The following is a 26,790-nucleotide window of genomic DNA, read 5'->3' as shown; positions in this document are numbered from 1 at the left end:
CTCGTCGCTTCGTCCTGCGCTGGACACACCCTGCACCTCGACCCGCGCCTTCCTCCCCGATCCCCGGCTCGTATGCCCCACCCCCCGCTGCTGTTTTCCGGGGTTGCTACCGCTTGTCCGGGTTCGCCATCGGGGTGGCGGGGTCGGGGACGCTCATCGGTGAGCGCGCGACGCGGCCGCCCAGCCGTTCGTTGACCGTGAAGCCGTGGCGGCGGCACCAGGCGGCGAGGATGGGGACCGCGGAATCGTCGTCGCGGAAGGTCGGCACCAGCTGGCCGACGATATAGAGGTGGTGGGCGTCGGCGGCGCGGCACAGGTGCTGCAGGACCGCGGTGCCCAGGCCGGTGCCGCGCAGTTCCGGATTCACCGTGATGTTGTCGAGCTTGATGGTGTCGGCGTAGATGTCGAACACCACCTCGACCAGCGGGTCGGCGCGGCGCAGGGATTCGATGTCGAAGGGCACCGGTCTCAGCACGCCGGGCAGGTGGTCGGACAGCCGCTGCCGCGCGGCCTCGTCGGGAGCGGTGCGCGCCAGGGCCAGCACCTCCTCGGTGAGGTCGGCGACCACCGCGCGGTCGCCGACCCCGGCCATGGGCCGGGCCTCCTCGGTGGCGTGGGCCAGGGCGGGCAGGCGGCGGGCCCAGTGCGGGGCGTCGTCGCCGTAGCGCAGGGTCAGGTCGGCGAGGCTGTCCTCGAGGCAGAAGGGCGCGCCGAGGCTGCGCACGAAGGCGCCCGACAGCACGCCCCAGCGGTGGTCGTCGGCGCCGACGCCGTGCACGGCCAGCTCGCGGACCAGGGCGTCGCGGCGGGCGGTGGCGCGGGAGACCGGGGAGCCGGGCAGCTGCTGCAGCCAGCGTTGCCAGCCGGTCAGATTGGCGCGAATGCGGGTGGTGGCGATATCAGCGCTCGCGTCGAGATAGTTGCACAGCGCTTGCTGTCTGCGCTCCAACAGCTCCCTCGCCCGCTCGCGCCCGGGCTCGACGGGCGGCGTCCGACCCTCACTCATACTGACTCACGCTAGCGTCCAGTCGACTATGCACTGGTCACCGGCACGCAGAAACTGCGCTACCAGCCGGACCGCGCCCCCGCGCCACCGGGGATGCCGCCCGGCCCGGGCCCGTACCCCCGGAACAGTGGAGTTTGCTGTGGCGCAACCGAATCCAGATCCGTGACCCGATCCAGCAGCCCGCGCTCGTAGACCAGGGCCTGCTTGCGCGACCATCCGGTCGAATGACGCAGCGCGGCACGGGCTTTGCGGCGGCGGTGATAGGTGAGCAGGGGCGCCAGCCCGCCCTCGGTGCCGACGGTGCGGGCGGCCGGCCCGGCGATGAGAGCCCGGAACCAGCGCCGCTCGGTGGTCAGCACCCAGGCGTAGGCGACGGCGAAGATGACCAGGTCGATGAGGATGGGCAGGTAGGTCGACAGCAGCGCCGGACCGGGCGGGCGCGGGGCGTCGAAGAGGATGTGCATGGTGACGGCCAGCCCGTAGAACAGCGCGAACACGCCCAGCCGCCAGACCCATGACCGGTCGGTGCGGCTGATCAGCAGCACGATGCCGACACCGGCCAGCGCCGACATGGCCCAGTGCGAGGTCAGTGCGGTGAAAAGTCGCAGCACCGCCACCAGGATCACGTCCACCACCGGATCCTGCGGGGAGGACAGTGCGGTCTGGGTGCTGTAGAGGCAGTCCTCGGCGATCTGCGCGCCCAGCCCGACCGCCGCGCCGAGCAGCAGGCCGTGCATGGGCCGGGTCAGCCGGCCCCGGAACAGCAGCGCGACCACGGCGATGCCGATGGCCTTGATGTACTCCTCGTCGATGGGCGCGGTGATGGCGGCGCTCCAATTGACGGCGAAGCGGTCGCCGAACAGGTTGGTGATGGCGCGACTCACGTGGTCGTTGGCCCACATGGCCAGCCCGGTCCACACCGTGGCGCCCCAGATCGCGCCCATCACCATGGGGGCGACCAGGTGGCGGCGGGCCCGGAAGGGGTCCAGCGCGAACAGGATTCGCCCTATGACCACCAGGGTGAGGGCGGTGATCGGCAGGGCGGCGAGGGCGGCCGCGCCCGCGAACCACACCTGCCCGGCGGCCTGCAGCACGAACAGCAGCGGCCCGGCCATCACCGCCAGGCAGTACACCCAGAACAGCAGCGAGCGCGGCTGGAACCAGCTCATGCTGCATCCCTTCCGGCCTGAGCGGAGCCCTCCATGGTTACGCTGTGCTTCCGCCTCCGGGCTTGACCGCTCATGCCTCGATCGCCTTGCTCGAATTCAGCACGTCCGCGATCAGCCGGAGTCCGGCTTCGCGGGTGGTTCCGGTGGCCGTGACGGTCACGCCCACGTCCCCGCTGCTGGCCACCGCGCACACTCCACCGGTGGTGTCGGGCAGCACGCAGGTGAGCCCATGGAAGTCGCCGGCGTCCACCGCTCCCCCGTCGAAGCGCACGGTGACCCCGGACGCGCGCAGCGGCAGCAGCATGCGCGGGGCGGCGGTGGCGAAGTCGGTGATGCCGTCGACCACCGACACCGACACCCGCTGGTCGCCGCTGTCGGAGGTCAGGACGGCGATGGATTCGTCGCCAGTGGCCCGCCGCCGCATCTGCTCGGGCGTCAGGAAGACCATGGCGTTGGCGGGATTCGCGGCGCCGTGCACGGCGCCGATCCCGGTCGCGATGATCTTGATACTGGTCCCCGCCGCCACCTCGGTCTCGCGGACCGGTACCGCCGACGACAGCAGGGGCGGCACCACGAGGGCGACCGCCAGCGCCCCCACCGCCCCGATCGCGGGGACTACCGAATGCACAAGGCGCACCATGCTTTCCACCCTCTCGGCTCCCTGAGGCAACGCCGGGGAGGGCGGATGCGTTCCGGACGCCCGGGTCGGGGTCCGGGCAGTCGCCCGCCCGGCGCTTGCCGCGAGTTAACCACACCGGCGGGCGCGATCGGGGTCGCAGCGCCGGGCGGAACCCGGGTGTGATCGGGAGCGCGGCTAGGAGGTGCGCGCGATGACGGCGTCGGCGATGCTGCGCAGCCCGGACACCGCGGCGGGCGGGAACGGGGCGTGGGCGAGGGTCCGCTGCACGAGCAGCCAGCGCTCACGGATCATCCGTTCCACTGTGGGACGCGCTGTGGCGCTGAGGATCTCGCGACAGAGTTCGGCCCCGCGCAGGTCCAGTCCGGCATTGCCGACCAGGGCGTCGAGCTGGGCGCGCTGCTCGGGGCACGCGTGTCGCAGGGCGAGCGCGAGCAGGGCGGTGTGCTTGCCTTCGCGGAGGTCGTCGATGTTGGATTTGCCGGTCTGCGCCGGGTCACCGTAGACCCCGAGCAGGTCGTCCTGGAGCTGGAACGCCTCGCCTAGCGGCCGCCCGTAGGACGAGAGCGCCCGCGCCACGTCGGGTCCGGCTCCGGCCAGCGCCGCGCCCAGTTGCAGTGGCCGTTCCACGGTGTAAGCCGCCGTCTTGTAACGGATGATCTCGAGCGCCCGGTCCAGGTCACGGGTGGGGCGGCCGGTGGTGAGCAGGTCGAGATACTGGCCGTAGTTCACCTCGGTGCGCATGGCGTCGAGAATCGGTGCGGCAGCGGCATTCTGGGCCGCCGAGAGGCCCGCGGTGTGCAGCAGTTCCTGCGACCACACCAGCCCGAAGTCGCCGATGAGCAGGGCGGCGTGAGTGCCGAAGCGGGCGGCGGCCGGGCGGTCGCCGCGGGCGCCCTCGGCCACGGCCCGGTGCACGGTGGGCCGGTCGCGGCGGGTGGCGCTGTCGTCGATGATGTCGTCGTGGATCAGTACGGCGGCGTGGAACAGCTCGACCGCGGCGGCCACCCGGACCACGGAGTCGGGCAGCTCACCGCCGCCGCCGGCGTACCAGCCGAGCACGCAGAACAGCGGCCGGATCCGTTTGCCGCCCGCGAACAGGAAGGCGCGCACCGCGGCGACCACGTCGGGGGGCAGTCCGGCGGTGGCCGCGGATTCGGCCTTGTCGCCGAGGAATTCGTAGAGCGCGGCCTCCACCCGCACCTGGATGGCGGTGCGGTCCAGCGGGGACAGGGCGATCGCGGGCGTACTCACAGGGTGTCCTCCGATCCGGCGTTCTCGGTGAGGGCGACTGCTTCGGCGAGCAGCGCCTCGACGATCTGGTGTTCGGCCACGGTCCGCACCACGCGGCCGCGAATGAAGATCTGCCCCTTGCCATTTCCCGACGAGACCCCCAGATCGGCCTCGCGTGACTCGCCGGGCCCGTTCACCACGCAGCCCATGACGGCGACGCGCAGCGGATACGGGAACCCGTCGAAGGCGGCCTCCACGCGCTGGGCGAGGCGGTGGATGTCGACCTGGACCCGTCCGCAGCCCGGACAGGACACGATCTCGAGCTGCCGGGGGCGCATCCCCAGCGATTGCAGAATGTGGTTGCCCGCCTTGACCTGTTCGACCAGCGCGGCGGCGGTGGCGGACCCGTGCTTGCTGAGCATGCGCGGGTCCAGCGATCCCGCGTTCACCCCGACCCGGATCGGAATACCGGCCGCCGCAGCGGCTTTCGCGATCTCGCCGACCCGGTCGTCGAACTGCTTGATATTGCCGGGGTTGACCCGGACGGCCGCGCAGCCGGCGTCGATGGCCGCGAACACGTACCGCGGCTGGAAGTGGATGTCGGCGATGATCGGCAGCGGCGACCTGCCGACCAGGGTGGGCAGGGCGGCCGCATCATCGGGGGTGGGCACCGCGACTCGCACGATGTCGCAGCCCGCGGCGGTCACCTCCGCGATCTGTCGCAGAGTGGCGTCGACATCCCGGGTGGGCGTGGTGGTCATGGTCTGCACCGGGATCGGCGCGACCCCGCCCACGGGGACGCGGCCGATCCGGATGCGGCGGGTGCGGCGGCGCACCGCCGGCGCCGCGGCGAGGTCGAGCCGGGTGGTGGTCATGGCCGCCTCCGCATCGCGGCGGGGGCGGCGAAGACGACGTGCTCGCGAGCGATCTCGTATTCGCGCACGCTGACCGGGCCCCACCAGCGCAGCGCATCGATCACCGCGTCCACCAGGGCGGGCGGCGCGGAGGCTCCGGCCGAGAGCCCGATCACCCGGGTGGGCTCGATCCACGCGCCGTCGATGTCGCCGCCGTCGTCGATGAGATGCGCCGCGATCCCCTGCCGCCGTGCGACTTCCACCATGCGTTGTGAGTTGGACGAGTTGGCGGAGCCGACCACCAGGAACAGGTCGCTGCGCGCGGCGACCGCCTCGACGGCAGCCTGCCGGTTGGTGCTGGCGTAGCAGATGTCCGCGCTCGCGGGGCCGTGTAATCGTGGGAAGCGTTGCCGCAGTGCGGCAATGGTGTCGCGGGTCTCCTCCACCGAGAGCGTGGTCTGGGTCAGGAAGGACACCCGGTCGGGATCGGGCACGACCAGCGAGGCCACCGCGGCCGGGCCGTCCACGATGACCGTGGACCCCGGGGCCTCCCCCGCGGTGCCCTCGACCTCCTCGTGCCCGGCGTGACCGATGAGCACCACGGTGTCGCCGCGTGCCGCGAAACGCTGTGCCTCCGAATGCACCTTGCTCACCAGGGGGCAGGTGGCGTCGACGACGGTCAGCAGGCGTTCGCGGGCATGCTCGCGCACGGCGGGCGAGACGCCGTGCGCGGAGAACACCACGGTGGACCCCACCGGCACCTCGTCGAGCTCCTCGACGAAGATCGCTCCGCGCGCGGCCAGATCCCGGACCACGTGGGTGTTGTGCACGATCTGCTTGCGCACGTAGACGGGCGCGGTGCGGCCCGGCGCGGCGAGCAGCCGCTCGACCGTCACGATGGCGCGCTCCACCCCCGCGCAGAACGAGCGCGGGGCGGCCAGCAGCACGGTGCGCCGGCGCTGCTTCGGAAGCCGCTCCAGTACCGAACTGGCACAGGTGTTCTCGTTCACGACCTCTCCTTCGTCACTTGTTCCGATGGTCGACGAGCTGGGCGAGGGTGCGGAGATCGCCGCACCCGGGCCGGTCCGGCAGTGCGGCCACCGCCGCGCGCATGCGCTGCTGCGCCAGTCGTTCGGCGCCGTGCCGACCGCCCGCCTGCTCGACGAGCGCTGCGGCGCTGCCGATCTCGTCGGCCGAGGGCGGGGTGGTCGTATCGAAGAACCGGTTCAGCGCCCGCCCGGCGTCGGTGCCGGACTCCAGCGCCAGCACGATCGGCAGTGATCGTTTGCGCCGGGCCAGATCCCCGGCGGGCTTGCCGCTGCGCGCGGGATCGCCCCAGATGCCGAGGATGTCGTCGCTCGCCTGGAACGCCACCCCGAGGTTCCGCCCGAAATACTCGAAAACGGTGACGGTTTCGGCATTCGCGCCCGCGCTCAGCGCGCCGAGCGCGCACGCGCAGCCGAGCAGCGCGCCGGTCTTGCCCATGGCCATCCGCTCCCACCCGGCGGCGGTGGCCTGGGCGGCCCCGGCATGGCAGTCCTCGTGCTGGCCGCGGCACATCTCGGTGACCGTGGTCTCGAGCCGATCGATGGCGGCGACGGCAGCGGCCGGGGGCAGCACCGCCGCAAGGACATTCACCGCCAGCGCGTGCAAGGCGTCGCCGAGCAGCACGGCGTCCGGGACGCCCCAGACCTTCCAGACGGTGGGACGGCCGTGGCGCACCGCGTCGAGATCCATGACGTCGTCGTGGAGCAGGGTGAAATTGTGGATCAGCTCGACCGCGGCGGCCGCGCCGGCGGCCTCGGCGGGGACGCCGTCGCAGGCGAGGGCGGCGGAGGTGACCAGTGCGGGCCGGAGCATCTTGCCGGACGCGCCGTGGGTGGCGGCGCCGTGCTCGTCGCACCAGCCGAAGTGGTATCCGGCCATACGCTGGATGGGTTCCGGCAGGGACAGCACCGCCTCGCGCAGCACCGGTTCGAGCACGGTGCGGGCGCGAGCCAGAATCTCGGCGGGGCGGTGCACGGGGGGAACGAAAGCGGTCACGGTCATGGAGACGCTTCTTTCGGTGCGCGAAGGGAATTCGGCTCACACGGTCGGCGTGGGCGTGACAACTCACCGAGGACGCCTGCCGATCCTGAAGTTCGGCCGCGCGCTCGAGAACAACCACCAGATTGTGTAGCTCGTCGTCGAATTCGACCTCCTTGCATACGAGACCGCGTCCGCGCCGAATCGGTGCCGGGATGGTATTGGGCGCACAGCAGCCGGTGGCTGTGTCCGTTCAGCTCCTCTCCGCCCCAGATCTGTTGTCCCTGTTGCTGTTCCATCAATCACATGTCCTGCGCCCACCGGCGTCGTCCGGATGGGGATTCAGGCGTGCGGAAATGGCAGTAGAAATTGCGTAGCTGAAACGGCTGTAGATTCGGCCCAAGGTACTGAAATGGGAATCCGTGCGCGACAGACGATTACGAAGCTGCGATATTCTGCGACCGATCGGGCTCCCGAAATTCGGGGCGCTGCAGGTACGCTGACGTCATCGAATTCTACTCTCAGCCGTCGGTATTGGTGAGGTGTTCGGCGAGTGCGCGCAATACCTGCCGGGCCGGCGCGGGTACGTGCATAGCGTCGACGGCGTGTAGCGCGTGCTCGCGACGCAGGGCGATCATCTGCTCGATCTCCTCGCGTGCGCCCACCTCGGTCATGATGTCCCGGCACAGCGTGGCCCCGCGCACGTCCAGGCCCGGATTGCCCAGTAGCGCACGCAATTCCACGGCGGTGGCGCCCACCGCCCGGCCCAGCGCGGAGGCGACCAGCGCGGTGTGCCGGCCGTCACGCAGATCCTCGAGCCGGGAATCGGTACCGGCCCGGTCGCCGAAGACCCGGTGCAGGTCCTCGGTCAGATGCACGGCCTCCCCCAGCGCGCGAGCGTAGTCCGACAGTGCCGCCTGGGTATTCTCGTCGGCCCCGGCAAGGCGGGCGCCCAGCTGCAGCGGCCGTTCGCAGGTGTAGCCAACTGTCTTGTAGCGCACGATCTCCAGGGCGCGTTCCAGATCGGCGACCGGATCCCCGGCCGCGCGCACATCCAGGTACTGCCCGTAGACGACCTCCATGCGCATGGCCGACATGACCGCGCTGGCGGCCGCGCGCTGACGGGCGCTCAGATGCGCGGCGAACAGCAGCTCGTCCGACCAGGCCAGGGCCAGATCGCCGAGCAGGACCGCGGCCTGCCGGCCGAAGCGCTCCCGATCCGGCTTGTGCGCGAAGCGGGCCGCCATGGCGCAGGACATGGTGGGGAAGCCGCGCCGGGTGAGCCGGCGTTCGATGACATCGCGGTGGATGAGCACCGCGGCGTGCTGCAGCTCCAGCGCCGCGGCCACCCGCACGACGGCCATGGGCAGCCGATCGCTGCCACCGGCGGCGAACCAGCCGAGCACACACAGCAGCGGGCGAATCCGCTTGCCGCCACGGCAGACGAACGAGTGCAGGGCATCCACCAGGTCGGTCGGTAGCCGCTCGCGGTCCGCTACCCGCGCCTTCTCGGACAGGAAGCCCTCGAGGACGGCGTCCACCCGGTCGCGCACCCCGGTCATGTCGTGGGGAACGGTCCATTCGGCGCACACGGGCTCGGCCATGTCGACACACCTCTCCTGGCATCGGATCTCGATCGCGGGACGCGGGGCCGGGCGGTCTCAGTAGGAGCAGCCCCCTGCTTCGCCGCGAACGGCCTTCGGCAACAGGCCGCCTTGTGCCCCCGGATATCCCCCGATACCTGTTACCCCGACCATGTTCCGACTACTCTCTGCGCGCAATCGAATCCACGCGATGTCGCTGTGAGCTCTGTGATCAATCCATGTGGTCGAAAATGATGTACGCCAATGCGTTTCAGCGCTGCGCCAGAAGTGCGCAGACCCAATCCCGTTAGTCTTCAGCCAATGAGCGAAACGTGACCTGAACCGAGAAAAGTGTAATACGCACGATCGCCGACGGTAAAGCGTTACCGCTCAGCATCGTCGCTGACACACCCGGGCGCGGGACGCGAATGCCGGGTGCGACGTGGAGATTCGCACCCGGCATCCGCCTCTGGCTCATACGACGAAATCCGCTGTCCCCCTATAGCAGAGCGGTCCGGCTACAACAGATCGGCCAGGCCCTTCAGCGGCCCGGGCAGTCCGGCCACATGCTTCTTGATCCCGGCGGCCACCGGGTTCGGCGTCTCGGCACGCAGCCGGTCCAGCTCGGTCTGCATGGTCCCGACGGACCGGGTGTAGTACTCGTCGACCAGGTCGGCGTCCTCGGGATCGCCCGGCTCGACCGACCAGTCCAATGCGGGCAGGAAGCTGACGGTCACCGACGCGGGCAGCGGCAACTGCGGCAGAATCGGCGCGACACCGAACGGCAGGCCGAGGGTGTACGGAAACACCTTGGCGCGCACCAGCTTGTCGAGCTGCAGCAGCCGTGCGGTGCGCTCGCCGCGGCTGAGCACGAAGATGGAGTCGTGGCCGCCGTTGGCGACCGCGGGGATCACCGGGACACCCATTTCGAGGGCGAGCCGCACGAAGCCCTTGCGCTCGGCGAAGTCGATCTTGCCGCGATCGGTCCACGGGCGGCACGCCTCCCAGTCGCCGCCGGGGTACACCATCACCGCGCCACCGTCCTTGAGCCCCTTGGCCGCCGACTCGCGCGAGGCCGCGATGACGCCGAACTGGCGCAGGCTGTCGCCGAGAATCGGTGCGCGCAAAAGGATGTCGTGCGCGACGCCGTAGCTGGGCTCGTCCGGGCGGCGTTCCAGCATGGCCATGAAGGTGATCCACACCTCGGGGGCCCAGTAGATGGACGAGTGGTTGCCGATGACCAGGGCCGGGCCGGACGCGGGCAGATTCTCCAGCCCTGTGACCGTCGGGGTGAAGTAGTCGGTGTAGGCCCGCGCCAGGGACAGCAGCGGGTGGTTCGGGTCGGGAATTACCTTGGTTTCGGTCATGAGCCATTCCTGTCGGTTGCCATGCCGGGGACGGGCGGCACGCAACGACGCCCCACGTCGTCGAACAACGTCGAGCCGAATTGAATTGCCCCCGGGTCACATCCCCATTGATAGCTCCGACGGCCGCGCATGCGCGGTCCGGTTCAGCGTACGGACGTCGCTGCGTTGCGACAGATGCCCGTCACCGTCCTCCTGCCCCACCGACGTTATCAAACCCAAGCGTTTGCTTGGTAGAGAGTGTGCGAATCCCAACATTCATCCGATTCAGGACGAAATCCTTACGCGGCGGTGCTTGCCCGGCGGCGCGATCGGATCGACCATGGCGGGAGTGCCCCGGAAGCGACGTTCACAGCGAGGGCGATTCGGGTCACGGCGATTCGGAAGGATGTGCCGATCATGGTGACGATAGCTGGCCCGGCCGGCCACCTGGGGGCGATCCTGCTGGCCACGGGCTCGGTACCGGACCAGGTTCCGGACTACAGCCGCACCGAGATCTGGATCGGCTCGGCCATCATGCTGCTCACTTTGGTGGCAGTGCTGGTCGCGGTGCTGCGCCGGCGCTAGGCGGCGCGCGATCCCTGGTGCCCGGCAGACCGCGCAGGGCACCGAGATACTCGGTGCCCTGCTTTTTCGTTCCGTCAGGCCGGAAGCGGACGTACGGGACGTTCATGCCAAGATACGCATATCAGCGTATACATATCTCAGCGCGCCTTCCGGCGACGGAACAACGCGCCCGCGCCCAGATAGCCGATCAGGGCGATGCCCGCACACCAGGCCAGTGCGGTCGGTGCGGAGTCCCCCACCGGGGTATCCATGAGCAGCCCGCGCACCGTCTCGGCGATCGAGGTGACCGGCTGGTGCTGGGCGAAGCCGCGCAGCCAGCTCGGCAGCGTGTGGGTCGGCACGAACGCGCTGCTGACGTACGGCAGGAACATGAAGATGAACATGAAGCCGTTGGCCGCTTCGGGATTGGAGGCCAGCAGGCCCAGGGCGGCGGCCGCCCAGGACAGCGCCAGCACGAAGCCCGCCAGCATGCCGGCCACCGCGAGCCAGCGCAGCGGATCCGCGGTCGGGCGGAAGCCGAGCGCCACCGCCACCAGCACCACCAACCCGGTGGTGAGCAGATTGCGCAGCACGCTCTCCAGCACGTGCCCGGTCAGGACCGCGCTGCGGGAGACCGCCATGGCCCGGAACCGGTCCACGATGCCGCTGTGCAGGTCGGTGGCCACCGCCACAGCTGTGGCGCCCGAGCCGAAACCCGCGCACAGCAGCAGGATTCCGGGCACCACATAGTCGATGTAGGAGCCGCCGACATTCATCGCGCCGCCGAAGACGTAGACGAACATCAGCAGGATGGTCACCGGCACCGCGATGGTCATGATCATGGTGTCCGGACTGCGCAGGGTGTGGCGCAGATTGCGGCCGACCATGGTGGCGGAGTCCTGGACCGAGTGCACGAGAGTGTCCATCACGCAGCACCTTTCACGGTGGCACCGGTCAGCGCGAAGAAGACATCGTCGAGATCCGGTGTGTGGATGGCCAATTCGCCGATGGCCACGGCATGGTCGTCGAGATGGTCGAGCAGCTTGCGGATATCGCCGACGCTGCCGTCCGAGGGCACCCGCAGCGCCAGCTGCTCGGTATCCGGTTCGGCCCAGGGCAGGGCCCGCGCCGCCGCCGCCAGGCCGTGCTCGTCGGCGAAGCCGAGTCGCAGGTGGCCGCCCGGCGCCAGCCGTTTCAGCTCCGCGGCGGTACCCTCGGCGACAATACGTCCGGCGTCGAGAACCGCTATGCGGTCTGCCAATTGGTCGGCCTCCTCCAGGTACTGGGTGGTGAGGAAGATGGTCACGCCGTCGGCGACCAGACCCCGGATCACCCGCCACAGCTCGCGGCGGCTGCGCGGATCCAGGCCGGTGGTGGGCTCGTCGAGGAAGACGATGCGCGGCCGCCCCATCAGGCTCATGGCGATGTCGAGGCGGCGGCGCATACCGCCGGAATAGGACCCCGCGCGCTTGCCCGCGGCATCGGTGAGATCGAACTGCTCCAGCAATCGTGCTGTGCGCCTGCGGGTTTCGCTGGATCCCAGATGCAGAAACCGCCCCATGAGGCGCAGATTCTCGGCGCCGGTGAGGATCTCGTCGACCGCCGCGAACTGCCCGGTGACGCCGATGGCCGCGCGCACCGCGTCCGGCTCGCGCACCGGATCGTGGCCGCCCACCCGCACCTGTCCCCCATCGGGCCGGTTCAGCGTGGTGAGGATGCGCACCACGGTGGTCTTGCCCGCGCCGTTCGGGCCGAGCAGGGCGAACACCGTGCCGACGGGCACGGTCACGTCGATACCGCGCAGCACGGGCTGATCACCGAAGGATTTGGTGAGCCCGGTGACCGCGATGGCGGGTTCGGGTCTGGATGTGGTCATGGAGGGGCTCCGATCGAAAACTGTATATGCCGTACACTTTGTTTATAGGCTACACAGTTTCCGGGATGGCGCAAGATGGAGGCGGAACGACGACAGGAGGTCAGATGAAGGGGCCCGACGAACGAGTCCTGCCCAAGGCGGTGAAGCTGCTGTGGGATCTGGACGACGCGGGCAGCCGTGGACCCAAGCGCGGGCTGAGCCTCGATCAGATCCTGGACACCGCCGTGCGGGTCGCCGACGCCGAGGGCTATGCCGCGCTGTCCATGGCCCGGGTCGCCAAGGAACTCGGGTTCACCACGATGTCGCTCTATCGGTACGTCGACAGCAAGGACACCCTCGTCGAGCTTTTGCACGACCGCATCTTCGACGTGACGCCGGACCTGCCGGCCGACGGCTGGCGCGCCGGGCTGGAAGCCTGGGCCTGGGCCGAATTCCACGCCATCCGCGCCCACGACTGGTGGCTGGACATCCCCATGACCTCGCCCCCGCTGGGCCCCAACAATATGGCCTGGCTCGAGGCGGGCATGCGCGTGCTATCCGGTCTCGATCTCGCCGAACCGCTCAAACTGCAACTGCTGGTGAACCTTTCGATCTATGTCATCGGCCGCACCCGCTTCCTGCGCGACACCATCGAGCAGGACAAGCAGGACCAGGACTTCACCGCCATCCTGACCGCGGTGCTCGACCCCGGGCGTTTCCCGATCGTCAGTGCCGCCCTCGCCAACCGCGCCTTCGACACCGACGACATGCACTGGGAGGAAGCCGATTTCAGCTTCGCCCTGGATCGGCTGCTGGACGGTTACCAGGTCTTCATCGACAGCCACACCGGAACCTGATTCCGGTCACCGCCGGATTGCGCTGGGCGGGAACAGCACAGACACGTGTCGACCGTGCGTAAACATCGTGCAAATGGACCCCGCTACCGCTTGACCGGCCCCGAGCCGAACCCGACCATGGCCTCATAAGGCCTGCACGGCGGGTGCGGGCGGTTCGCGTTACGACGCGATGAGAGATAGACGCATCGTCGTCCTGCTGCGAGGAGGTGAGGGACATGACCGTTGTCGCGTGGACACGTTCCACCACTGCCCTCCCCACGCTGGCGGCCGGGGCCATGGTTCTCGTCCTGGTCGGGCTGACCACTGCTTTCGTCTACCTCGCGGTGCCCGCCGTGGCCGGTCCGGCCGAGCGCGCGCCCGCGCCGGTCGAGGTCCACACCGATCCCCCGGCGGTACTGCCGGTGTGCACCGAGGTCACCGAGGACAGCCCGAATCCGGCGTGCGCGGACGCCGATACCGACATCAGTGCCGATCCCGCGCCGCCCGACCAGCCGTGACCAGCGAGGCCAGCAGCAGCGCCGCGAGCACGAAAAGCGCTGCCACACAGGCCACCAGGCCGGCCCAGCCGCCGGCCGCGTAAGCGATCCCGGCCGCGCTGCCGACCACCGCGCTGCCCAGGTAGTACGCGAACATGTAGAGAGACGATGCCGCGCCGCGATTTTCGGCCAGCGTGCCCACCCACGCGCTGGCCGTGGTGTGCGCGGCGAAGAACCCGGTGGTGAACAGCAGGATGCCGATCAGCACCGTGGTCAGGTGATCGGGGATGGTGATCAGCGCACCGAGGGCCATCAATGCCACCGCGGCGGTGAGGACCCGCGCATGCCCGCGACGATCGGCGAGCCTGCCGGTGTACGCCGAGGCGACCGTCCCGGCGAGGTACAGCACGAACACCGATCCGGCCAGGGCCGCGGGCAATTCGAAGGGACGATGGGTCAGGCGGTAGCCCAGGAAGTTGTAGACCGACACGAAGCTGCCCATCAGCAGGAAGGCCAGACCGAAGAGCGCGATCAGGCCGCGATGCCGCAGCTGCGCCGTGAGATCGCCGACCATGGTGCCGAAACCGGCCGGGCGCGCGGCGAATCCGCGCGAGGGCGGCAGGGTATACGTGAACCAGACCGTGCACGCCGCGGCGGCCAGCGAGACCGCCAGCTCCGCCCAGCGCCACGAGGTCAGCCCGAGGGCGAGCGAGGGAATCAACCGGCCCGCCAGCCCGCCGATGGTGGTCCCGGCGATATAGACGCCCATGGCCGCGCCGAGTCCGGCCGCCCCGATCTCCTCGGCCAGATACGCCATGGCCACCGCGGGCACGCCCGCCAGCGAAACGCCCTGCACGGCCCGCACCGCCAGCAGGGTGTCGAGGGTCGGGCACAGCGGCAGCAGCAGACCCAGCGCCGAGGCCACCACCGCGGAACCGATCATCACCTTGGTGCGACCGATCCGCGCCGACAGCGCACCCGCCGGAATGATGGCCAGCGCAAGAAAACCCGTGGTCAGTGAGACGGCGAGGGCCGCGTGTGCGGGCGGGACCGAGAAGGCGGCCGACAGGCTCGGCAGCAGCGACTGGGTGGAGTACATGGCCGCGAACGTGGTCAGCCCGGCTGCGAAAAGGGCTGCGGTGACCCGCTTCTCGTGTGCGTGCCTCGGCCGGCCGGGCCCGGCGGTACTGGTCGGCCCCGGCGTCGCCACGCTGGTCAGCTCCGGCGTGGCCACGCTGTCCAGCTCCTGCGCTGCTGTACCGATCGATTGCGGTGTCGCCGTACCGGTCGGCCCTGACGCGGCGGTGCTGGTGGTCCCTTGCACGGTAGTCATCGGATCCTCTCGGTACGGGGGTGCGGGATCCAGGGTGCGACGCTGGCACTTAGAACGGAAATGCATGATTATTGGAGTGCTCATACTCTGCCGACATATAGCGAGGAGGCGGCGTGCTCGGCTCGGATCTGGAGTGGTTCACGACACTCGCCGAAACGGAGAATGTCAGCGCGGCCGCCGACCGGCTGCACCTGGCGCAGCCCACGCTGTCGCGCATGCTCGCCCGGCTCGAGCAGCGACTCGGCACGCCGCTGTTCGACCGGCACGGCAAGCGCATCCGGCTCAACGAGTACGGCCGCCTCTACTACGAGCACGCCCGCCGCGCCCGCGCCGAACTGCACGCCGGGGAGCAGGCCGTCGCCGACCGCATCAATCCGGCCAAGGGAGTGGTCCGGCTGTCGTTCCTGCATTCCTTCGGCGGCCGGCTGGCCCCGCAGCTGATCGGCGAATTCCGGCGTGGCGCGGGGCGGGTCGGCTTCACGCTGTATCAGGGCGCGGCCGAGGTCATCACCCGGCAGGTGCTCGACGGCGAGGCCGATCTGGCGCTGGTGTCGCCGCGCCCCGGCGAGCCCGGCATCGGGTGGCGCACCCTGCTGAATCAGCCACTGGTCCTGGCGGTTCCGGCCGACCACCGGCTGGCCGCCCCTTCCGGCAAGAGCGGGCAGCGGCCGATCCGGCTGGCCGAGCTGGCCGACGCCGAATTCATCACCATGCATCCGGGATTCGGCATGCGGCGGATCTTCGACGAACTGTGCGCGGCGGCCGGGATCCGGCCGCGCATCGTCTTCGAGTCCAGTGATCTGGTGACGGTCTCCGGGCTGGTGGCGGCCGGGCTCGGCGTCGCGCTGGTGCCCGCCGAGGAACCGATGCCGCCGGGGCTGGCCGTCGTCCCGCTCGCCGACGCGGGCGCGTCCCGCGATGTCGGATTGATCTGGTCGGCGACCGCCACGCCGTCGGAGGCGGTGCGGCGGTTCCGCGATTTCGCCGCCGACTGGGCGGCCCGCCGCCACCCCCGGTGAATGCGCGCGCTGTTACGGTGGCTGGACGGTAACTGACCTGTTGCTTCAGACCTTGGGAGCCGCCCGTGCAGCGGTATCGCGCGGCCCTCGACACGGCGGGCGCGTGCGCCGCCGCCGCGATCGCGGGCCTGGCCCTCATCGTGCCCGTCGACACCGGGTGCGCCACCGACTCGTCCGCGCTGCAGATGACGCTGCTGAGCGTAACCGTGCCCCGGGCCACGGCCGCGGGCGTGATCATCGCGGTGCTGGCCGCGGTGTGCGTGCGCATGTTCGGCACCCGCACCGCCTGGGGCACCGCCACGGTCGCGACACTGATTCTGGTCACCGACCACCTGGTGCCTGCCCCCTCGGTGACCATGGCCACCGCCAACTTCGTCGATTCGATCGCGGCGGGCGTACTGCTCGGCGCGGCGGGGGCGGCGGCGCTCGAATACCGGCCGCCCGCAATCGGATACCTGCTCGGCGGGCTCATCGGCGTCACGGTAGGCGACCACATCGAGACCATCGCGGCCGAGCAGGGAACCCAATCGCTGCTCGAACGCGCCTTCGTGAATCTGCCGCCGGACTGGGTCACCGTACCGACAATGGGATTGCTGGCCGTGTGCTGTGTCCTGTGCCCGCGCGCGGGGGTGGCGTCCTATTCCACCGCGTTGAACCTGCCGTTCGCGCCGGTGCTCGCCGCGGCCGTGGTGGTCACCACCATCGACATAGTGTCGGAGCGGCTCACCACGGCGACGAGCGACGCCGCGGTCATCGTGGCCGGAACGCTCGCGGTGCTCGCGGCGGCGGTGATCGCCGCGCTGCTGCTGCCAGACCGCGACGGCACCCTCACCCTGCTCGCGGTGGCGCTCGCCGCGACGGGCAGCGCGATCGCCATCGCGGCCCAGGCGCATTGGAAGCTCGCGCCGATTCTCTCGGTCTTGGCGCTCGGCCTGGCGACGGGCCTGCGGCGCGCGGCGCCGGTCGTCGCCGCGGTCGCGATCGTCGCCCTCGGGGTGTTCGCGCTGCTGGTTCCCGGCACGCGACACGATGATTCGTGGAGCGCGCTGATCGGCAGCTGCGCCCTCGCCGCGCTGGCCGGGTACAGCTTCGGCGCGGTCACCACCCGCGGCACGGCCGGGACCGTGCTGGCGATCGGCCTGCTGTTCATTCCGACCGCCGTGCTCACGCTGGAATTCCGTGGCTGCGAGGCGTTACCGCTGCATCCCCACCGGGCCGTCGAATCGGGCGGTCGCGCCGCCTGGATGGCCATCGCTCTCGGGGCCGGATGCCTGGCCGCCGTCATCGCGCTGCGACGCCTGCGGCCCGAGCGGGTCGAGCAGGATTAGGAGATCCGGTACAGCCAGATCCGGGGATCGCCGAGTTCACCGGTCGCGCCCCAGCTGTACGCGTGGGCGATGCCGTCACCGTTGTAGCCGTGCAGGTAGGCCCGCAGTTCCGCGCGACCCGCGTGCCCGGACACGATGCCCCGCAACACGATCGCGGTCAGGTCGTAGGCCTCGGCGGCATACGCGGTCGGGGCGGACCCGGTGGCGGACCGGTACTCGCCGACGAAGCGTTCGGTGGCCGCCCCGCACTGACAGGCCACGAGGGTGCCGGTGGCCGCCGGACCCGCGAGGGTCCGGAAGTCCGGGTCGTAGCTGCCGTCGCCCAGCACGAAAGTCGCCGTGACACCGGCACTTCGGAGCTTGGTGAGCAGCTGGGCGGCGGCCAATTTGTACCCGGCGTAGAACACCGCGTCCGGGTGCGCCCCGGCGATGGTGGTCACGGCGTCACCCGGATCGCCGTCCGGGTCGATGCTGACCTGGCACCCCGCGAGCGCGGCCGGGCCCAGCCCCGTGGTCACCGAGTCCGCGAGCGAGCCGCCGAATCCGCCGTCTCTGTCGCGCACCACGCAGACCCGGGAGAAGCGCGCGGTGTTCGCCAGATACCGGCCCAGCGCCGGACCCTCCGCATTGTCGTTGGCCAGGCCGCGGAAGAAGCCGGACCAACCCGACTGCGCCAGTAGCGGATTCGTCGCCGCCGGGGTGAGAAACGACAGCCCGGCGGCGTCGAACGTCTTGCCCGCCGCCACCACCTCGCGGGACAGGGTGGGACCGATCACCGCGACGATCGAGGTGTCCGCGGCGATCTGCTCGGCGATCCGCGCCGCCGTCGTCTGGCTGCCCGCGGTGTCGAACCCGCGGACGGCGACCGGACAGGCCTTGCTGCCACCCTGGCTCCCGCCCTGGACGAACTGGTCGACGGCCAGATTCACGGCGTCGATCACCGTGCGCCCCAGAGCGACATCGGTATCAGCGCCCGTCAGGGGCACCGCGGCGGCGATGGCGACCGGCTTGCACGGCAGCCGGCCGTCGTTCGCGGGGTCCTCCACCGAGACGGGGTAGGCGACCTTGTCACCGAGGGAGTCGATCTGGGTGAGCGGCACGAAACCCGGAAACACGGCAGCGTACGGGCCGCCGGTGTTCGCCGGGGGCGTGCTCCTCGACGACCCGGAATCGTGTGTCGCCCAGACGATTCCGGCCGCGGTCGCGACCACGACGACCAGCGCCGCCGCACCGGCGTTGATCCAGCGTGCACGCCCGCCGTTCCGGTTCGGCGGCGGAGGCGGTGGGGACGACGGCCCGTCCAGCACGGTGGCCTCGCCCGCCGGGGGCAGGGTGATGGTGGCCGACACGCTGTCGCTCGGTCCGGTCGACGTGGTCCGGGCGCCGGCGAAGAGAGTGGTCACGGGTGACGCGGCGGCCACCTGCAGCGGCACCATGGTGGACTCGGACTCATCCGACAGTGCCCGCAGCGCAGCGTCGGCGAACGCGCGGCAGGAGTCGAAGCGGTCCTCCGGGCGTTTGGCCAGGCCGCGCGCCAGCACCGTGTCGAGGGCGGCGGGCAGCTCCGGTCGCCGGTCGGTGACCCGCGGCGCCGGATGCTGCAGGTGCCCCGCGATGACCGCCGCCGCGGTTTCCGCCTGGTACGGCGTCGATCCGGTGAGCAGCCGGAACAGTGTGCACGCCAGCGAATACTGATCCGAGCGCTGGTCGAGCGCGGCCCCCGACAGCTGCTCCGGCGACGCGTAGGTGATCGTCGCCGCCAGCATCCCGGTCCGGGTGATCTGCGCCGAGTCGTCGCGCAGCCGCCCGATCCCGAAGTCCGTCAGCAGAATCCGCCGATCCTGCCCCGGCACCGAGCGGGTCAGCAGAATATTGGCCGGCTTCACATCCCGGTGGATCACCCCCATCGAATGGGCGTAGTCCAGCGCCTTGGCGGTCTCGCTGATGATGTGGACCGCGTTGTGCGCGGGCAGGGTGTACGGGTCCAGCGCCGCCGCGTCCCCACCGTCCACGTACTGCATGGCGATCCACAGCCGCCCGTCCTCGACCCCCCGATCGTGCACCGCAACGATATTCGGATGATCCAGCCGGGCCACCAGCTCGGCCTCCCGCTCGAACCGGAACCGGGTCTCCCGCTGCGACACCAACTCCCGCGCCAGCAGCTTGATCGCCACCAGCCGGGGCAATCGCGGATGCCGGGCCAGAAAAACGTCCCCCATCCCGCCCCCACCGAGCCGCCGCTCGATCAAATAACCGGCGAATTCCGTACCCGCAAACAACATTCGGCCCTTCGCACCCCGCAACCTCCCCCGAACCATACCCGCTACACCCCGCAAGAGATCCGATCGACAGCCCCGTCCACCCAGACCTTCGTGACCGGGCCGGCGCCGGAGTTCTCGGCGCTGAGGCCGGGTGATCTGGTGCGGGATTTCGATGTCGACGCGGTGGCGGCACCGGCACCGGAGCATCCGGGTCCGGAGTTCGTGACGCGGCCGGCGGGGTTGTGTGATGCGGGCGGGGTTGTGTGATGCGGAGTGGGTCGCGCTCGGGGGCTCGGGGGCTATTGTGGGCAGTTGCCGTCAGAGTTGATGGCGGGTCGGCGTGGGGGCGGCGACCGCGAGGCGGTTCCGCCGGGAGGGATCGACTGAGCCGGAGGGGAATCGGGTGGGCCGGATCGGACAGGATTCGGGGAAACCCCCGCTGATCTCCCGCAGTCCTGGTGCATAGGCCGTAACCTGCTGTCCCACAGGCGAAGAATGCTCCTGACCGGACACCAGTCCGACCGAGGACACCCTTACCCGCCCTGAAGTGCAGGTTTAGGGTGCGTGTCCGAGCGTTGGTCTTGCGTGAACAGGCGGTAGCGTCTAGGAGGGACCCGGTCGCACACGCGGCCGGGCGCTTCGTTCACGGCAGGTCGGTGGACGGAGCAAGGGCAGGAACGTCGAAGGAGCAGCGGACGTGACGACTACCGGTGGTGCGGGCCAGCGGATCGAAACCGCCGCGCAAACACTGTGGGAGGCACCCGATGTGGTGTCCGACGGCAAGGAGTTCGGCCCCACCGGACGCCCGGTTCGCGAGATTCCGGAACCCCACGAAGCCGATCACAGCGGACCCGCCCTGATCGTCGCCATGTGCAATCAGAAGGGCGGCGTCGGCAAGACCACCTCGACCATCAATCTCGGTGCGGCGCTGGCCGAATACGGGCGCAAGGTGCTGCTGGTCGACCTGGATCCGCAGGGCGCGCTGTCGGCGGGACTCGGTGTGGCGCACCACGATCTGGACGTCACCGTGCACAACCTGCTCGTCGGCCCCGGCAAGGTCAATGTCGACGACGTGCTGATGAACACCAAGGTCGAGGGCATGGATCTGCTGCCCAGCAATATCGACCTGTCGGCGGCGGAGATTCAGCTCGTCAACGAGGTCGGCCGGGAGCAGACGCTGGGCCGCGCCATCGCGCCGCTGCGCGACCGCTACGACTACATCCTGATCGACTGCCAGCCCTCGCTGGGCCTGCTCACCGTGAACGCCCTGGCCTGCGCCGACGGCGTCATCATTCCCATGGAGTGCGAATACTTCTCGCTGCGCGGCCTGGCCCTGCTCAACGACACCGTGGAGAAGGTGCGGGACCGGCTGAATCCGGAACTGACCCTGTACGGCATCGTGGTCACCATGTTCGATGCTCGCCTATTGCATTCACGTCAGGTGATGACGCGCGTGGTCGAGGTGTTCGGCGACCTCGTGTACGACACCGTGATCTCGCGGACCGTCCGCTTCCCCGACGCCAGTGTCGCCGGCGAGCCCATCACCACCTGGGCGCCGAAATCCGGTGGCGCGGAAGCCTATCGGGCCATGGCCCGGGAAGTCATCCAGCGGTCGGGCCGTTGAGCGATCCTCTCGATTCGTCCGAGCACGACCCGGCGGACGCGGATACAGCCCTGCCCGCCGGAGATCCGGACTCGCCGGTCCTGGCCGACATCGTCGCAGGCGGCGGTACTGCTGGACCATCGGACGATCAGAACGCAACGGGCAAATTTCACCTGAAGCTCGCCAACTTCGAGGGCCCGTTCGACCTGTTGCTGCAGCTCATCAGCTCGCGGCGGCTCGACGTCACCGAGATCGCGCTGCACAAGGTGACCGACGAATTCATCGCCCACACCAGGGCGCTCACCGCCCGGCTCTCGGAAGAAAAGGGGCTGCGCGCGGACAAGGTCCTCGACCAGACCACCGAATTCCTGCTCATTGCAGCCACCCTGCTGGATCTGAAGGCGGCCCGGCTGCTCCCCTCCGGCGAGGTCTCCGACGAGGAGGACCTCGAGCTCCTCGAAGCCCGCGACCTGCTGTTCGCGCGGCTGTTGCAGTATCGCGCCTTCAAACAGGTCGCGGCGCTGCTGGGCGAGCTGGAGGCCGCGGCGCTGCAACGCTATCCGCGCGCGGTGTCGCTGGAGGAGCGGTATCTGGCGCTGTTGCCGGAGGTTACGCTGGGGGTGGACGCCGCGGGGTTCGCCGAGGTCGCAGCCACCGTGTTCCGGCCGCGTCCGAAACCGAGGGTGGGGCTGGATCACATCCACGCCCATGCGATTTCGATCGCCGAACAGGCCGCGCTGGTACTGGAGATGCTGAAAAGCCGTGGCGCGGGCGGCTGGACGACCTTCCACGAACTCTGCGCCGACTGCGAACTGCCGATCCAGATCGTGGCCCGCTTCCTCGCGCTGCTCGAGCTCTACCGGGGCAAGACCATCGAGTTCGATCAGCCCGACCCTCTGGGCCCGCTCTCCATCAGCTGGATCGGCGAGCTCGAAGACCAACCCGCCCAACCGGTGACTATCGACGAGGACTATGGATGACCGAGGTGCACGACTTGGGTGACGAGCCGACGACCGAAGTCACACAGACGGCGACCGAGATCACAGTTTCCGCGACCGAGGTCACGGAATCCGGGACGGCCGGCGTCACGCCTGTGACGGCCGTGACACCGGAGACGGCTGTCGATCCGGAGGAGTTCGAGGACGAAGAGGCGCTGAGCGAGGAGGAGTTCCGGTCGGCGCTGGAGGCGATGCTGCTCGTGGTCGACGCGCCCGCGCCGGTGGAACTGCTGGCCTCGGCGCTGCGGGATCACCCGATCCGGGTGGAGACCGCGCTGCGGGAGATGTCGGCGGAGCTGACCGCGCGGCGCAGTGGCATGGATCTCAGGTACGTCGGCGACGGGTGGCGCTACTACACGCGGACGGAATTCGCACCCTATGTGGAACGTATGCTGTTGGACGGCGCACGGTCGAAGCTCACACGCGCCGCTTTGGAAACCCTGGCGGTGATCGCGTACCGTCAACCGGTTACCCGAGCACGCGTGAGTGCGGTGCGCGGTGTGAACGTGGATGGCGTGATCCGGACCCTGCTGGCGCGGGGCCTGATCGCGGAGGCCGGAGCGGACCCGGAGACCAACGGCACTCTGTACATCACCACCGAGCTGTTCCTGGAACGGATCGGACTTGCGTCACTGGCGGATCTGCCGCCGCTGGCCCCACTGCTCCCGGGCGTCGATCTGATCGACGAGATCAACGAGAGCCTGGACACCGACCCCCGGTACACCAGGCTGAGGAAACCGGCCGAGGCGGATATCGACCTCGGCACCGATGACTGAAATAGGACAACGTGAATACACCCGCTCGCCGAGATGGCACACCGGATCGTAGGAAACGTGGCAGTGAACCGCCCCGCGGCGGTTCCCGGGCCGCCCGCAGCCGGACCGGAGACGACCGGTCCGCGCGCGGCGGCAGCTCGTATGGCGGAGGCGGAGGCTACGACGGCCCCGCGAACTCACGCGGCGGCGCCGCGAACACCCGTGGCGGCTCCGCGAATCGCGGCGGATCGCGCGGCGACTCGCCCTCGTGGGGCGGCAATTCCCGAGGCGACTCGCGCGGTGGCGGCGGCTCGTACGGCGGCGGACGCGGCGGCAGCGGGTCCTATGACTCACGCTCCGGCGGATCCCGCGGCGGTTCGTACGGCTCGCGCGGCGCTTCCAGCTCGCGCGGCGAAGGCTATGGCTCGCGCGGCGAAGGCAATGGTTCGCGCGGCGAAGGTTATGGCTCGCGCGGCGAGGGTTACGGCTCGCGCGGCGAAAGCCAGTGGGGCGGAGGCGGTTCGCGCGGGGGCGCGTCCTCGCGTGGCGGCTCCTCCTTCGGAAACTCCGCGCGCGGCAACCAGTCTCGCGGTGACTGGGGTTCCGATTCGCGTGGCGCCGGGCGTGGCGGCGACAACCGTGGCGGCCAGTCGCGCACCGGATTCGGCTCCGACCGTGCCGGTTTCGGCCAGGATCGCAATGCGTCGCGCGGCCGGATCGGCGGTGGCAGCCCGCTGGCCCCGCACACCTCGCCGAACACCCCCGCCAAAAAGAAGGCCAAGCCGGTCAAGCAGGTCGTGACTCCGGTCCTGATCAGCAATGCCAAGCCGGCGCGCCGCCAGCATGTGGACGCCGACGCGCAGGGCCCGAAGAAGCTGCCCTGGGGCGAGGGCGAGCGCCTGCAGAAGGTCCTCGCGAAGGCCGGGGTGGCCTCGCGCCGCGCGGCCGAGGAGATGATCGAGGCCGGCCGCATCGAGGTGGACGGCAAGATCGTGCGCGAGCAGGGCCTGCGCATCGACCCGCAGACCGCGGTGGTCCGGGTCGACGGCGTGCGCGTGGTGATCCGCGACGAGCAGGTGTACCTGGCGCTGAACAAGCCCAAGGGCTGGCAGTCGACCATGTCCGACGAGATGGGCCGCCCGTGCGTGGGCGACATCGTCGCCGAGCGGATCGCGGCCGGTCAGCGCCTGTTCCACGTCGGCCGCCTGGACGCCGACACCGAGGGCCTGCTGCTGCTCACCAATGACGGTGATCTCGCGCACCGGCTCATGCACCCGTCCTTCGAGGTGTCCAAGACCTACCTGGCCACGGTCAACGGCGAGGTCAAGAACCGCGAGGTCGGCAAGCTGCTCAAGGACGGCGTCGAGCTGGAGGACGGTCCCGCCAAGGTGGACCGGTTCCAGGTGCTCGAGGTCGGCCAGGGCAAGTCGCTGGTGAAGGTGGTGCTGCACGAGGGCCGCAAGCACATCGTGCGCCGCCTGCTGGCCGAGGTCGGCCACCCGGTGACCGCGCTGGTGCGCACCCACATTGGACCGGTCGCACTGGGCGATCAGCGGCCGGGCACGCTGCGCGTGCTGGGCCGGGACGAAATCGGGAAGCTCTACGAGGCGGTGTCGTTGTGAACGGTGTGGGAAGTCTGATCGACACGACCGGCGCGCTGACCGGGTGGGCGCGGCTGGTCGTCGCCATGGACGGCCCGTCGGGCACCGGCAAGTCGAGCGTGTCGCGCTTGCTGGCGACCCGGCTCGAGGCCAGCTACCTCGACACCGGTGCCATGTACCGGGTGGCGACACTGCGCGTGCTGCGCACCGGCGTGGACCTGGACGACGCCGCGGCCATCGCGGTCGCGGTCAAGGAGCTGCCGCTGACCATCGGCACCGATCCGAGCCGGGAGGTCATCCTGCTCGACGATGAGGATGTGTCGAGCGAGATCCGCGGCAACGCGGTGACCAAGGCGGTGTCGGCGGTATCCGCCGTGCCCGAGGTACGCGAACAGCTGGTGGCCCTGCAGCGGGACCTCACCGCGGCAGCGGGGCGAATCGTGGTCGAGGGCCGCGATATCGGCACCGTCGTGCTGCCCGAGGCCGATGTGAAGATCTACCTGACCGCCTCGGCCGAGGCCCGCGCCGCGCGACGCAACGCGCAGAACATCGCGGAGGGCCGGGGTGACGATTTCGAGGCCGTGCTGGCCGACGTGCAGCGCCGCGACACCCTGGACTCGACACGCAAGGTATCGCCGCTGCGTCCCGCCGAGGACGCCGTGCTGGTCGACACCAGCGATCTGAACAAGGACGAGGTCATCGACGAGCTGTATCGCGTCGTGGCCGAACAGATTTCGGTGGGAGGCTCGCAGTGACGCAGGACACCTTCGCCGGTGATGGCATCTGGTCGGACGAATCAGACTGGGACATCGCCGAATTCGAGGGCGAGCAGGACGCCGAACACATTCCGCTGCCAACGGTCGCCATTGTCGGCCGCCCGAATGTCGGCAAATCGACCCTGGTGAACCGCATTCTGGGTCGCCGCGAGGCCGTCGTGGAGGATATTCCGGGCGTGACCCGGGACCGGATCTCCTACGAGGCCAACTGGGCCGGACGCCGGTTCCTGGTACAGGACACCGGCGGCTGGGAGCCCGACGCCAAGGGCCTGCAGCAGTCGGTGGCCCGGCAGGCCGAGGTCGCCATGCAGACCGCCGACGCGATCGTCGTGGTGGTGGATGTCACCGTCGGCGCGACCTCCGCCGACGAGGCGGTGGCGAAGACGCTGCGCCGCAGCAAGACCCCGGTCATCCTGGTGGCCAACAAGGTCGACAACCAGAAGCTGGAGGCCGATGCGGCCGAGCTGTGGTCGATGGGCCTCGGTGAGCCGCAGCTGGTCTCGGCCGCGCACGGTCGCGGCACCGGTGACCTGCTGGACCTCATCCTGGAGGTGATGCCCGAAACCCCGCGCGAGGGAACGGGTCTCACCGGCGGCCCGCGCCGCGTGGCGCTGGTCGGCAAACCGAATGTGGGCAAGTCCTCACTGCTGAACCGGCTGGCGGGCGAGGAGCGCTCGGTCGTCCACAATGTCGCGGGCACCACCGTCGACCCGGTCGACTCGCTCGTCGAATTGGGCGGCAAGCCCTGGCGTTTCGTGGATACCGCGGGTCTGCGCCGCAAGGTGAGCAATGCCAGCGGCCACGAGTTCTACGCGTCGCTGCGCACCAAGTCGGCCATCGAGGCCGCCGAGGTGGCCGTCATGCTGATCGACGCCTCGGAGCCGATCACCGAGCAGGACCTGCGCGTCATCTCCATGGTGGCCGACGCCGGGCGCGCCCTGGTGATCGCCTACAACAAGTGGGATCTGGTCGACGAGGACCGCCGCGAGATGCTCGAGCGCGAGATCGACCGCGAAATGGTCCAGGTCCGCTGGGCCCAGCGCGTCAATATCTCCGCCCAGACGGGTCGCGCCGTCCAGAAGCTCGTCCCCGCCATGGAAACCGCCCTGGATTCCTGGGACAAGCGCATCTCCACCGGCCGCCTGAACAACTGGCTCAAGGAGGTCATCGCCGCCACCCCGCCCCCGATGCGCGGCGGCCGCCTCCCCCGAGTCCTGTTCGCCACCCAGGCCTCCACCCGCCCCCCGACGTTCGTCCTCTTCACCACGGGCTTCCTCGAACGAAAGCTCCGCGAGGAGTTCAACTTCGACGGCTCCCCGGTCCGCGTGAACGTCCGCGTCCGGGAAAAGCGCGAACGCAAGAAGTAAGGCCCACGCGCCGAACGAAACCCAACGCCCGGGCGACGGATCCCACCGTCCCCCGGGCGTTCTCGTCTCTATGCGATCGTTGGGATCTCTTCATCGTCGAAGTGGATCGGCCGGTGCAAGCGCCCGCCGCAAGCACCTCTTCGC

Annotated in this window: 26 protein-coding genes; 13 read left to right on the top strand and 13 right to left on the bottom strand. The window is 69.9% G+C overall.

The window, feature by feature from the left end:
* Positions 1-106: 106 nt before the first annotated feature.
* From ACFXN1_RS21460 to ACFXN1_RS21430, 7 genes are all read right to left on the bottom strand, one after another.
* Positions 107-1,006 (bottom strand): GNAT family N-acetyltransferase, encoded by a 900-nt coding sequence (locus ACFXN1_RS21460; RefSeq protein ID WP_379442544.1) that lies wholly within the window; start codon positions 1,004-1,006, stop codon positions 107-109.
* Positions 1,007-1,065: 59 nt separating this feature from the next.
* Positions 1,066-2,175 carry a PrsW family intramembrane metalloprotease gene (locus ACFXN1_RS21455; protein WP_379442543.1) on the bottom strand — a complete coding sequence of 370 codons (1,110 nt, stop codon included), beginning with the start codon at positions 2,173-2,175 and terminating at the stop codon, positions 1,066-1,068.
* A 70-nt stretch (positions 2,176-2,245) separates the two neighbouring features.
* On the bottom strand, positions 2,246-2,815 hold the full coding sequence (locus ACFXN1_RS21450) for a hypothetical protein (RefSeq protein WP_379442542.1): 570 nt from the start codon (positions 2,813-2,815) through the stop codon (positions 2,246-2,248).
* Between the two features lie 174 nt (positions 2,816-2,989).
* The gene (locus ACFXN1_RS21445) at positions 2,990-4,066 is read right to left on the bottom strand and encodes a polyprenyl synthetase family protein (RefSeq protein ID WP_379442540.1); all 1,077 of its coding nucleotides are present in this window, start codon (positions 4,064-4,066) and stop codon (positions 2,990-2,992) included.
* Entirely contained in the window at positions 4,063-4,920 is an 858-nt protein-coding gene (locus tag ACFXN1_RS21440; protein ID WP_379442539.1) for a flavodoxin-dependent (E)-4-hydroxy-3-methylbut-2-enyl-diphosphate synthase, read from the bottom strand. The genes ACFXN1_RS21445 and ACFXN1_RS21440 overlap by 4 nt, the downstream gene beginning before the upstream one ends.
* A complete protein-coding gene (gene ispH / locus ACFXN1_RS21435; protein WP_379442538.1) occupies positions 4,917-5,909 on the bottom strand; it encodes a 4-hydroxy-3-methylbut-2-enyl diphosphate reductase in 993 nt (330 codons plus the stop codon). The genes ACFXN1_RS21440 and ispH overlap by 4 nt, the downstream gene beginning before the upstream one ends.
* A 13-nt stretch (positions 5,910-5,922) precedes the next feature.
* Entirely contained in the window at positions 5,923-6,948 is a 1,026-nt protein-coding gene (locus tag ACFXN1_RS21430; protein ID WP_379442536.1) for a polyprenyl synthetase family protein, read from the bottom strand.
* Between ACFXN1_RS21430 and ACFXN1_RS21425 the strand changes: the two genes are divergently transcribed.
* Complete coding sequence (locus tag ACFXN1_RS21425) at positions 6,947-7,078, top strand: hypothetical protein (protein WP_379399223.1); 132 nt, start codon at positions 6,947-6,949, stop codon at positions 7,076-7,078. The two genes, ACFXN1_RS21430 and ACFXN1_RS21425, sit on opposite strands and share 2 nt — an antisense overlap.
* Before the next feature lie 367 nt (positions 7,079-7,445).
* Here the strand turns inward: ACFXN1_RS21425 and ACFXN1_RS21420 are convergent, their stop codons facing one another.
* Together ACFXN1_RS21420 and ACFXN1_RS21415 are read right to left on the bottom strand one after the other, a co-directional pair.
* A complete protein-coding gene (locus ACFXN1_RS21420; RefSeq protein ID WP_379442535.1) occupies positions 7,446-8,528 on the bottom strand; it encodes a polyprenyl synthetase family protein in 1,083 nt (360 codons plus the stop codon).
* A 497-nt stretch (positions 8,529-9,025) separates the two neighbouring features.
* Positions 9,026-9,874, bottom strand: coding sequence for a lysophospholipid acyltransferase family protein (locus ACFXN1_RS21415; RefSeq protein WP_379442534.1), 849 nt, complete (start codon positions 9,872-9,874; stop codon positions 9,026-9,028).
* Between the two features lie 396 nt (positions 9,875-10,270).
* Here ACFXN1_RS21415 and ACFXN1_RS21410 point away from each other — a divergent pair, with 396 nt between their 5' ends.
* Positions 10,271-10,438 carry a hypothetical protein gene (locus ACFXN1_RS21410; protein ID WP_379399225.1) on the top strand — a complete coding sequence of 56 codons (168 nt, stop codon included), beginning with the start codon at positions 10,271-10,273 and terminating at the stop codon, positions 10,436-10,438.
* 137 nt (positions 10,439-10,575) lie between these two features.
* On the opposite strand, the gene ACFXN1_RS21405 is transcribed toward ACFXN1_RS21410, so the two are convergent.
* A complete protein-coding gene (locus tag ACFXN1_RS21405) occupies positions 10,576-11,343 on the bottom strand; it encodes an ABC transporter permease (protein WP_379442532.1) in 768 nt (255 codons plus the stop codon).
* Complete coding sequence (locus ACFXN1_RS21400) at positions 11,343-12,293, bottom strand: ATP-binding cassette domain-containing protein (protein WP_379442531.1); 951 nt, start codon at positions 12,291-12,293, stop codon at positions 11,343-11,345. Before ACFXN1_RS21400 ends, ACFXN1_RS21405 begins: the two co-directional genes overlap by 1 nt.
* Before the next feature lie 104 nt (positions 12,294-12,397).
* On the opposite strand from ACFXN1_RS21400, the gene ACFXN1_RS21395 reads away from it, so the two are divergent.
* Together ACFXN1_RS21395 and ACFXN1_RS21390 are read left to right on the top strand one after the other, a co-directional pair.
* Positions 12,398-13,129 carry a TetR/AcrR family transcriptional regulator gene (locus tag ACFXN1_RS21395; RefSeq protein ID WP_379442530.1) on the top strand — a complete coding sequence of 244 codons (732 nt, stop codon included), beginning with the start codon at positions 12,398-12,400 and terminating at the stop codon, positions 13,127-13,129.
* Between the two features lie 215 nt (positions 13,130-13,344).
* Entirely contained in the window at positions 13,345-13,626 is a 282-nt protein-coding gene (locus ACFXN1_RS21390) for a hypothetical protein (RefSeq protein WP_379442528.1), read from the top strand.
* Here the strand turns inward: ACFXN1_RS21390 and ACFXN1_RS21385 are convergent.
* Positions 13,592-14,938, bottom strand: a complete 1,347-nt coding sequence (locus tag ACFXN1_RS21385; protein WP_379442527.1) for an MFS transporter — start codon at positions 14,936-14,938, stop codon at positions 13,592-13,594. The genes ACFXN1_RS21390 and ACFXN1_RS21385 overlap by 35 nt on opposite strands.
* 113 nt (positions 14,939-15,051) lie before the next feature.
* On the opposite strand from ACFXN1_RS21385, the gene ACFXN1_RS21380 reads away from it, so the two are divergent.
* Both ACFXN1_RS21380 and ACFXN1_RS21375 read left to right on the top strand, forming a co-directional pair.
* Positions 15,052-15,957, top strand: coding sequence for a LysR family transcriptional regulator (locus ACFXN1_RS21380; RefSeq protein WP_379399231.1), 906 nt, complete (start codon positions 15,052-15,054; stop codon positions 15,955-15,957).
* A gap of 65 nt (positions 15,958-16,022) precedes the next feature.
* Complete coding sequence (locus ACFXN1_RS21375; RefSeq protein ID WP_379442525.1) at positions 16,023-17,285, top strand: hypothetical protein; 1,263 nt, start codon at positions 16,023-16,025, stop codon at positions 17,283-17,285.
* Here ACFXN1_RS21375 and ACFXN1_RS21370 read toward each other — a convergent pair.
* Positions 17,282-19,504 carry a bifunctional serine/threonine-protein kinase/ABC transporter substrate-binding protein gene (locus tag ACFXN1_RS21370; protein WP_379442524.1) on the bottom strand — a complete coding sequence of 741 codons (2,223 nt, stop codon included), beginning with the start codon at positions 19,502-19,504 and terminating at the stop codon, positions 17,282-17,284. The two genes, ACFXN1_RS21375 and ACFXN1_RS21370, sit on opposite strands and share 4 nt — an antisense overlap.
* Positions 19,505-19,657: 153 nt before the next feature.
* Here ACFXN1_RS21370 and ACFXN1_RS21365 point away from each other — a divergent pair, with 153 nt between their 5' ends.
* The 7 genes from ACFXN1_RS21365 (at position 19,658) to der (ending at position 26,646) form a co-directional block, all read left to right on the top strand.
* Complete coding sequence (locus tag ACFXN1_RS21365; protein WP_379442523.1) at positions 19,658-19,813, top strand: hypothetical protein; 156 nt, start codon at positions 19,658-19,660, stop codon at positions 19,811-19,813.
* Between the two features lie 460 nt (positions 19,814-20,273).
* Positions 20,274-21,170 carry a ParA family protein gene (locus ACFXN1_RS21360; RefSeq protein ID WP_379389062.1) on the top strand — a complete coding sequence of 299 codons (897 nt, stop codon included), beginning with the start codon at positions 20,274-20,276 and terminating at the stop codon, positions 21,168-21,170.
* A gap of 89 nt (positions 21,171-21,259) precedes the next feature.
* Positions 21,260-22,129, top strand: a complete 870-nt coding sequence (locus ACFXN1_RS21355) for a segregation and condensation protein A (protein WP_379399257.1) — start codon at positions 21,260-21,262, stop codon at positions 22,127-22,129.
* The gene (scpB, locus tag ACFXN1_RS21350; RefSeq protein WP_379442521.1) at positions 22,126-22,923 is read left to right on the top strand and encodes an SMC-Scp complex subunit ScpB; all 798 of its coding nucleotides are present in this window, start codon (positions 22,126-22,128) and stop codon (positions 22,921-22,923) included. Before ACFXN1_RS21355 ends, scpB begins: the two co-directional genes overlap by 4 nt.
* An 11-nt stretch (positions 22,924-22,934) precedes the next feature.
* A complete protein-coding gene (locus ACFXN1_RS21345; RefSeq protein ID WP_379442520.1) occupies positions 22,935-24,524 on the top strand; it encodes a pseudouridine synthase in 1,590 nt (529 codons plus the stop codon).
* A gap of 65 nt (positions 24,525-24,589) precedes the next feature.
* Positions 24,590-25,258: a (d)CMP kinase gene (cmk, locus tag ACFXN1_RS21340; protein ID WP_379389064.1), complete on the top strand. Its 669-nt coding sequence runs from the start codon at positions 24,590-24,592 to the stop codon at positions 25,256-25,258.
* Positions 25,255-26,646 carry a ribosome biogenesis GTPase Der gene (gene der / locus ACFXN1_RS21335; RefSeq protein WP_379463655.1) on the top strand — a complete coding sequence of 464 codons (1,392 nt, stop codon included), beginning with the start codon at positions 25,255-25,257 and terminating at the stop codon, positions 26,644-26,646. Before cmk ends, der begins: the two co-directional genes overlap by 4 nt.
* Positions 26,647-26,790 lie beyond the last annotated feature (144 nt).

Source organism: Nocardia sp. NPDC059154, from assembly GCF_042755705.1.
Classification (GTDB): Bacteria; Actinomycetota; Actinomycetes; order Mycobacteriales; family Mycobacteriaceae; genus Nocardia.
The sequence above is the reverse complement of the archived record's forward strand: the minus strand, read 5'-3'. Positions and strand labels throughout refer to the sequence as shown.

What these genes read in the sequence shown, in the direction of transcription:
- ACFXN1_RS21460 (WP_379442544.1), bottom strand. Translation starts at nt 1,006, where the DNA reads ATGAGTGAGGGTCGGACGCCGCCCGTCGAGCCCGGGCGCGAGCGGGCG.
- ACFXN1_RS21455 (WP_379442543.1), bottom strand. Translation starts at nt 2,175, where the DNA reads ATGAGCTGGTTCCAGCCGCGCTCGCTGCTGTTCTGGGTGTACTGCCTG.
- ACFXN1_RS21450 (WP_379442542.1), bottom strand. Translation starts at nt 2,815, where the DNA reads ATGGTGCGCCTTGTGCATTCGGTAGTCCCCGCGATCGGGGCGGTGGGG.
- ACFXN1_RS21440 (WP_379442539.1), bottom strand. Translation starts at nt 4,920, where the DNA reads ATGACCACCACCCGGCTCGACCTCGCCGCGGCGCCGGCGGTGCGCCGC.
- ACFXN1_RS21425 (WP_379399223.1), top strand. Translation starts at nt 6,947, where the DNA reads ATGGAGACGCTTCTTTCGGTGCGCGAAGGGAATTCGGCTCACACGGTC.
- ACFXN1_RS21430 (WP_379442536.1), bottom strand. Translation starts at nt 6,948, where the DNA reads ATGACCGTGACCGCTTTCGTTCCCCCCGTGCACCGCCCCGCCGAGATT.
- ACFXN1_RS21420 (WP_379442535.1), bottom strand. Translation starts at nt 8,528, where the DNA reads ATGGCCGAGCCCGTGTGCGCCGAATGGACCGTTCCCCACGACATGACC.
- ACFXN1_RS21415 (WP_379442534.1), bottom strand. Translation starts at nt 9,874, where the DNA reads ATGACCGAAACCAAGGTAATTCCCGACCCGAACCACCCGCTGCTGTCC.
- ACFXN1_RS21410 (WP_379399225.1), top strand. Translation starts at nt 10,271, where the DNA reads ATGGTGACGATAGCTGGCCCGGCCGGCCACCTGGGGGCGATCCTGCTG.
- ACFXN1_RS21405 (WP_379442532.1), bottom strand. Translation starts at nt 11,343, where the DNA reads ATGGACACTCTCGTGCACTCGGTCCAGGACTCCGCCACCATGGTCGGC.
- ACFXN1_RS21400 (WP_379442531.1), bottom strand. Translation starts at nt 12,293, where the DNA reads ATGACCACATCCAGACCCGAACCCGCCATCGCGGTCACCGGGCTCACC.
- ACFXN1_RS21395 (WP_379442530.1), top strand. Translation starts at nt 12,398, where the DNA reads ATGAAGGGGCCCGACGAACGAGTCCTGCCCAAGGCGGTGAAGCTGCTG.
- ACFXN1_RS21390 (WP_379442528.1), top strand. Translation starts at nt 13,345, where the DNA reads ATGACCGTTGTCGCGTGGACACGTTCCACCACTGCCCTCCCCACGCTG.
- ACFXN1_RS21385 (WP_379442527.1), bottom strand. Translation starts at nt 14,938, where the DNA reads ATGACTACCGTGCAAGGGACCACCAGCACCGCCGCGTCAGGGCCGACC.
- ACFXN1_RS21370 (WP_379442524.1), bottom strand. Translation starts at nt 19,504, where the DNA reads ATGGGGGACGTTTTTCTGGCCCGGCATCCGCGATTGCCCCGGCTGGTG.
- scpB (WP_379442521.1), top strand. Translation starts at nt 22,126, where the DNA reads ATGACCGAGGTGCACGACTTGGGTGACGAGCCGACGACCGAAGTCACA.
- cmk (WP_379389064.1), top strand. Translation starts at nt 24,590, where the DNA reads ATGGACGGCCCGTCGGGCACCGGCAAGTCGAGCGTGTCGCGCTTGCTG.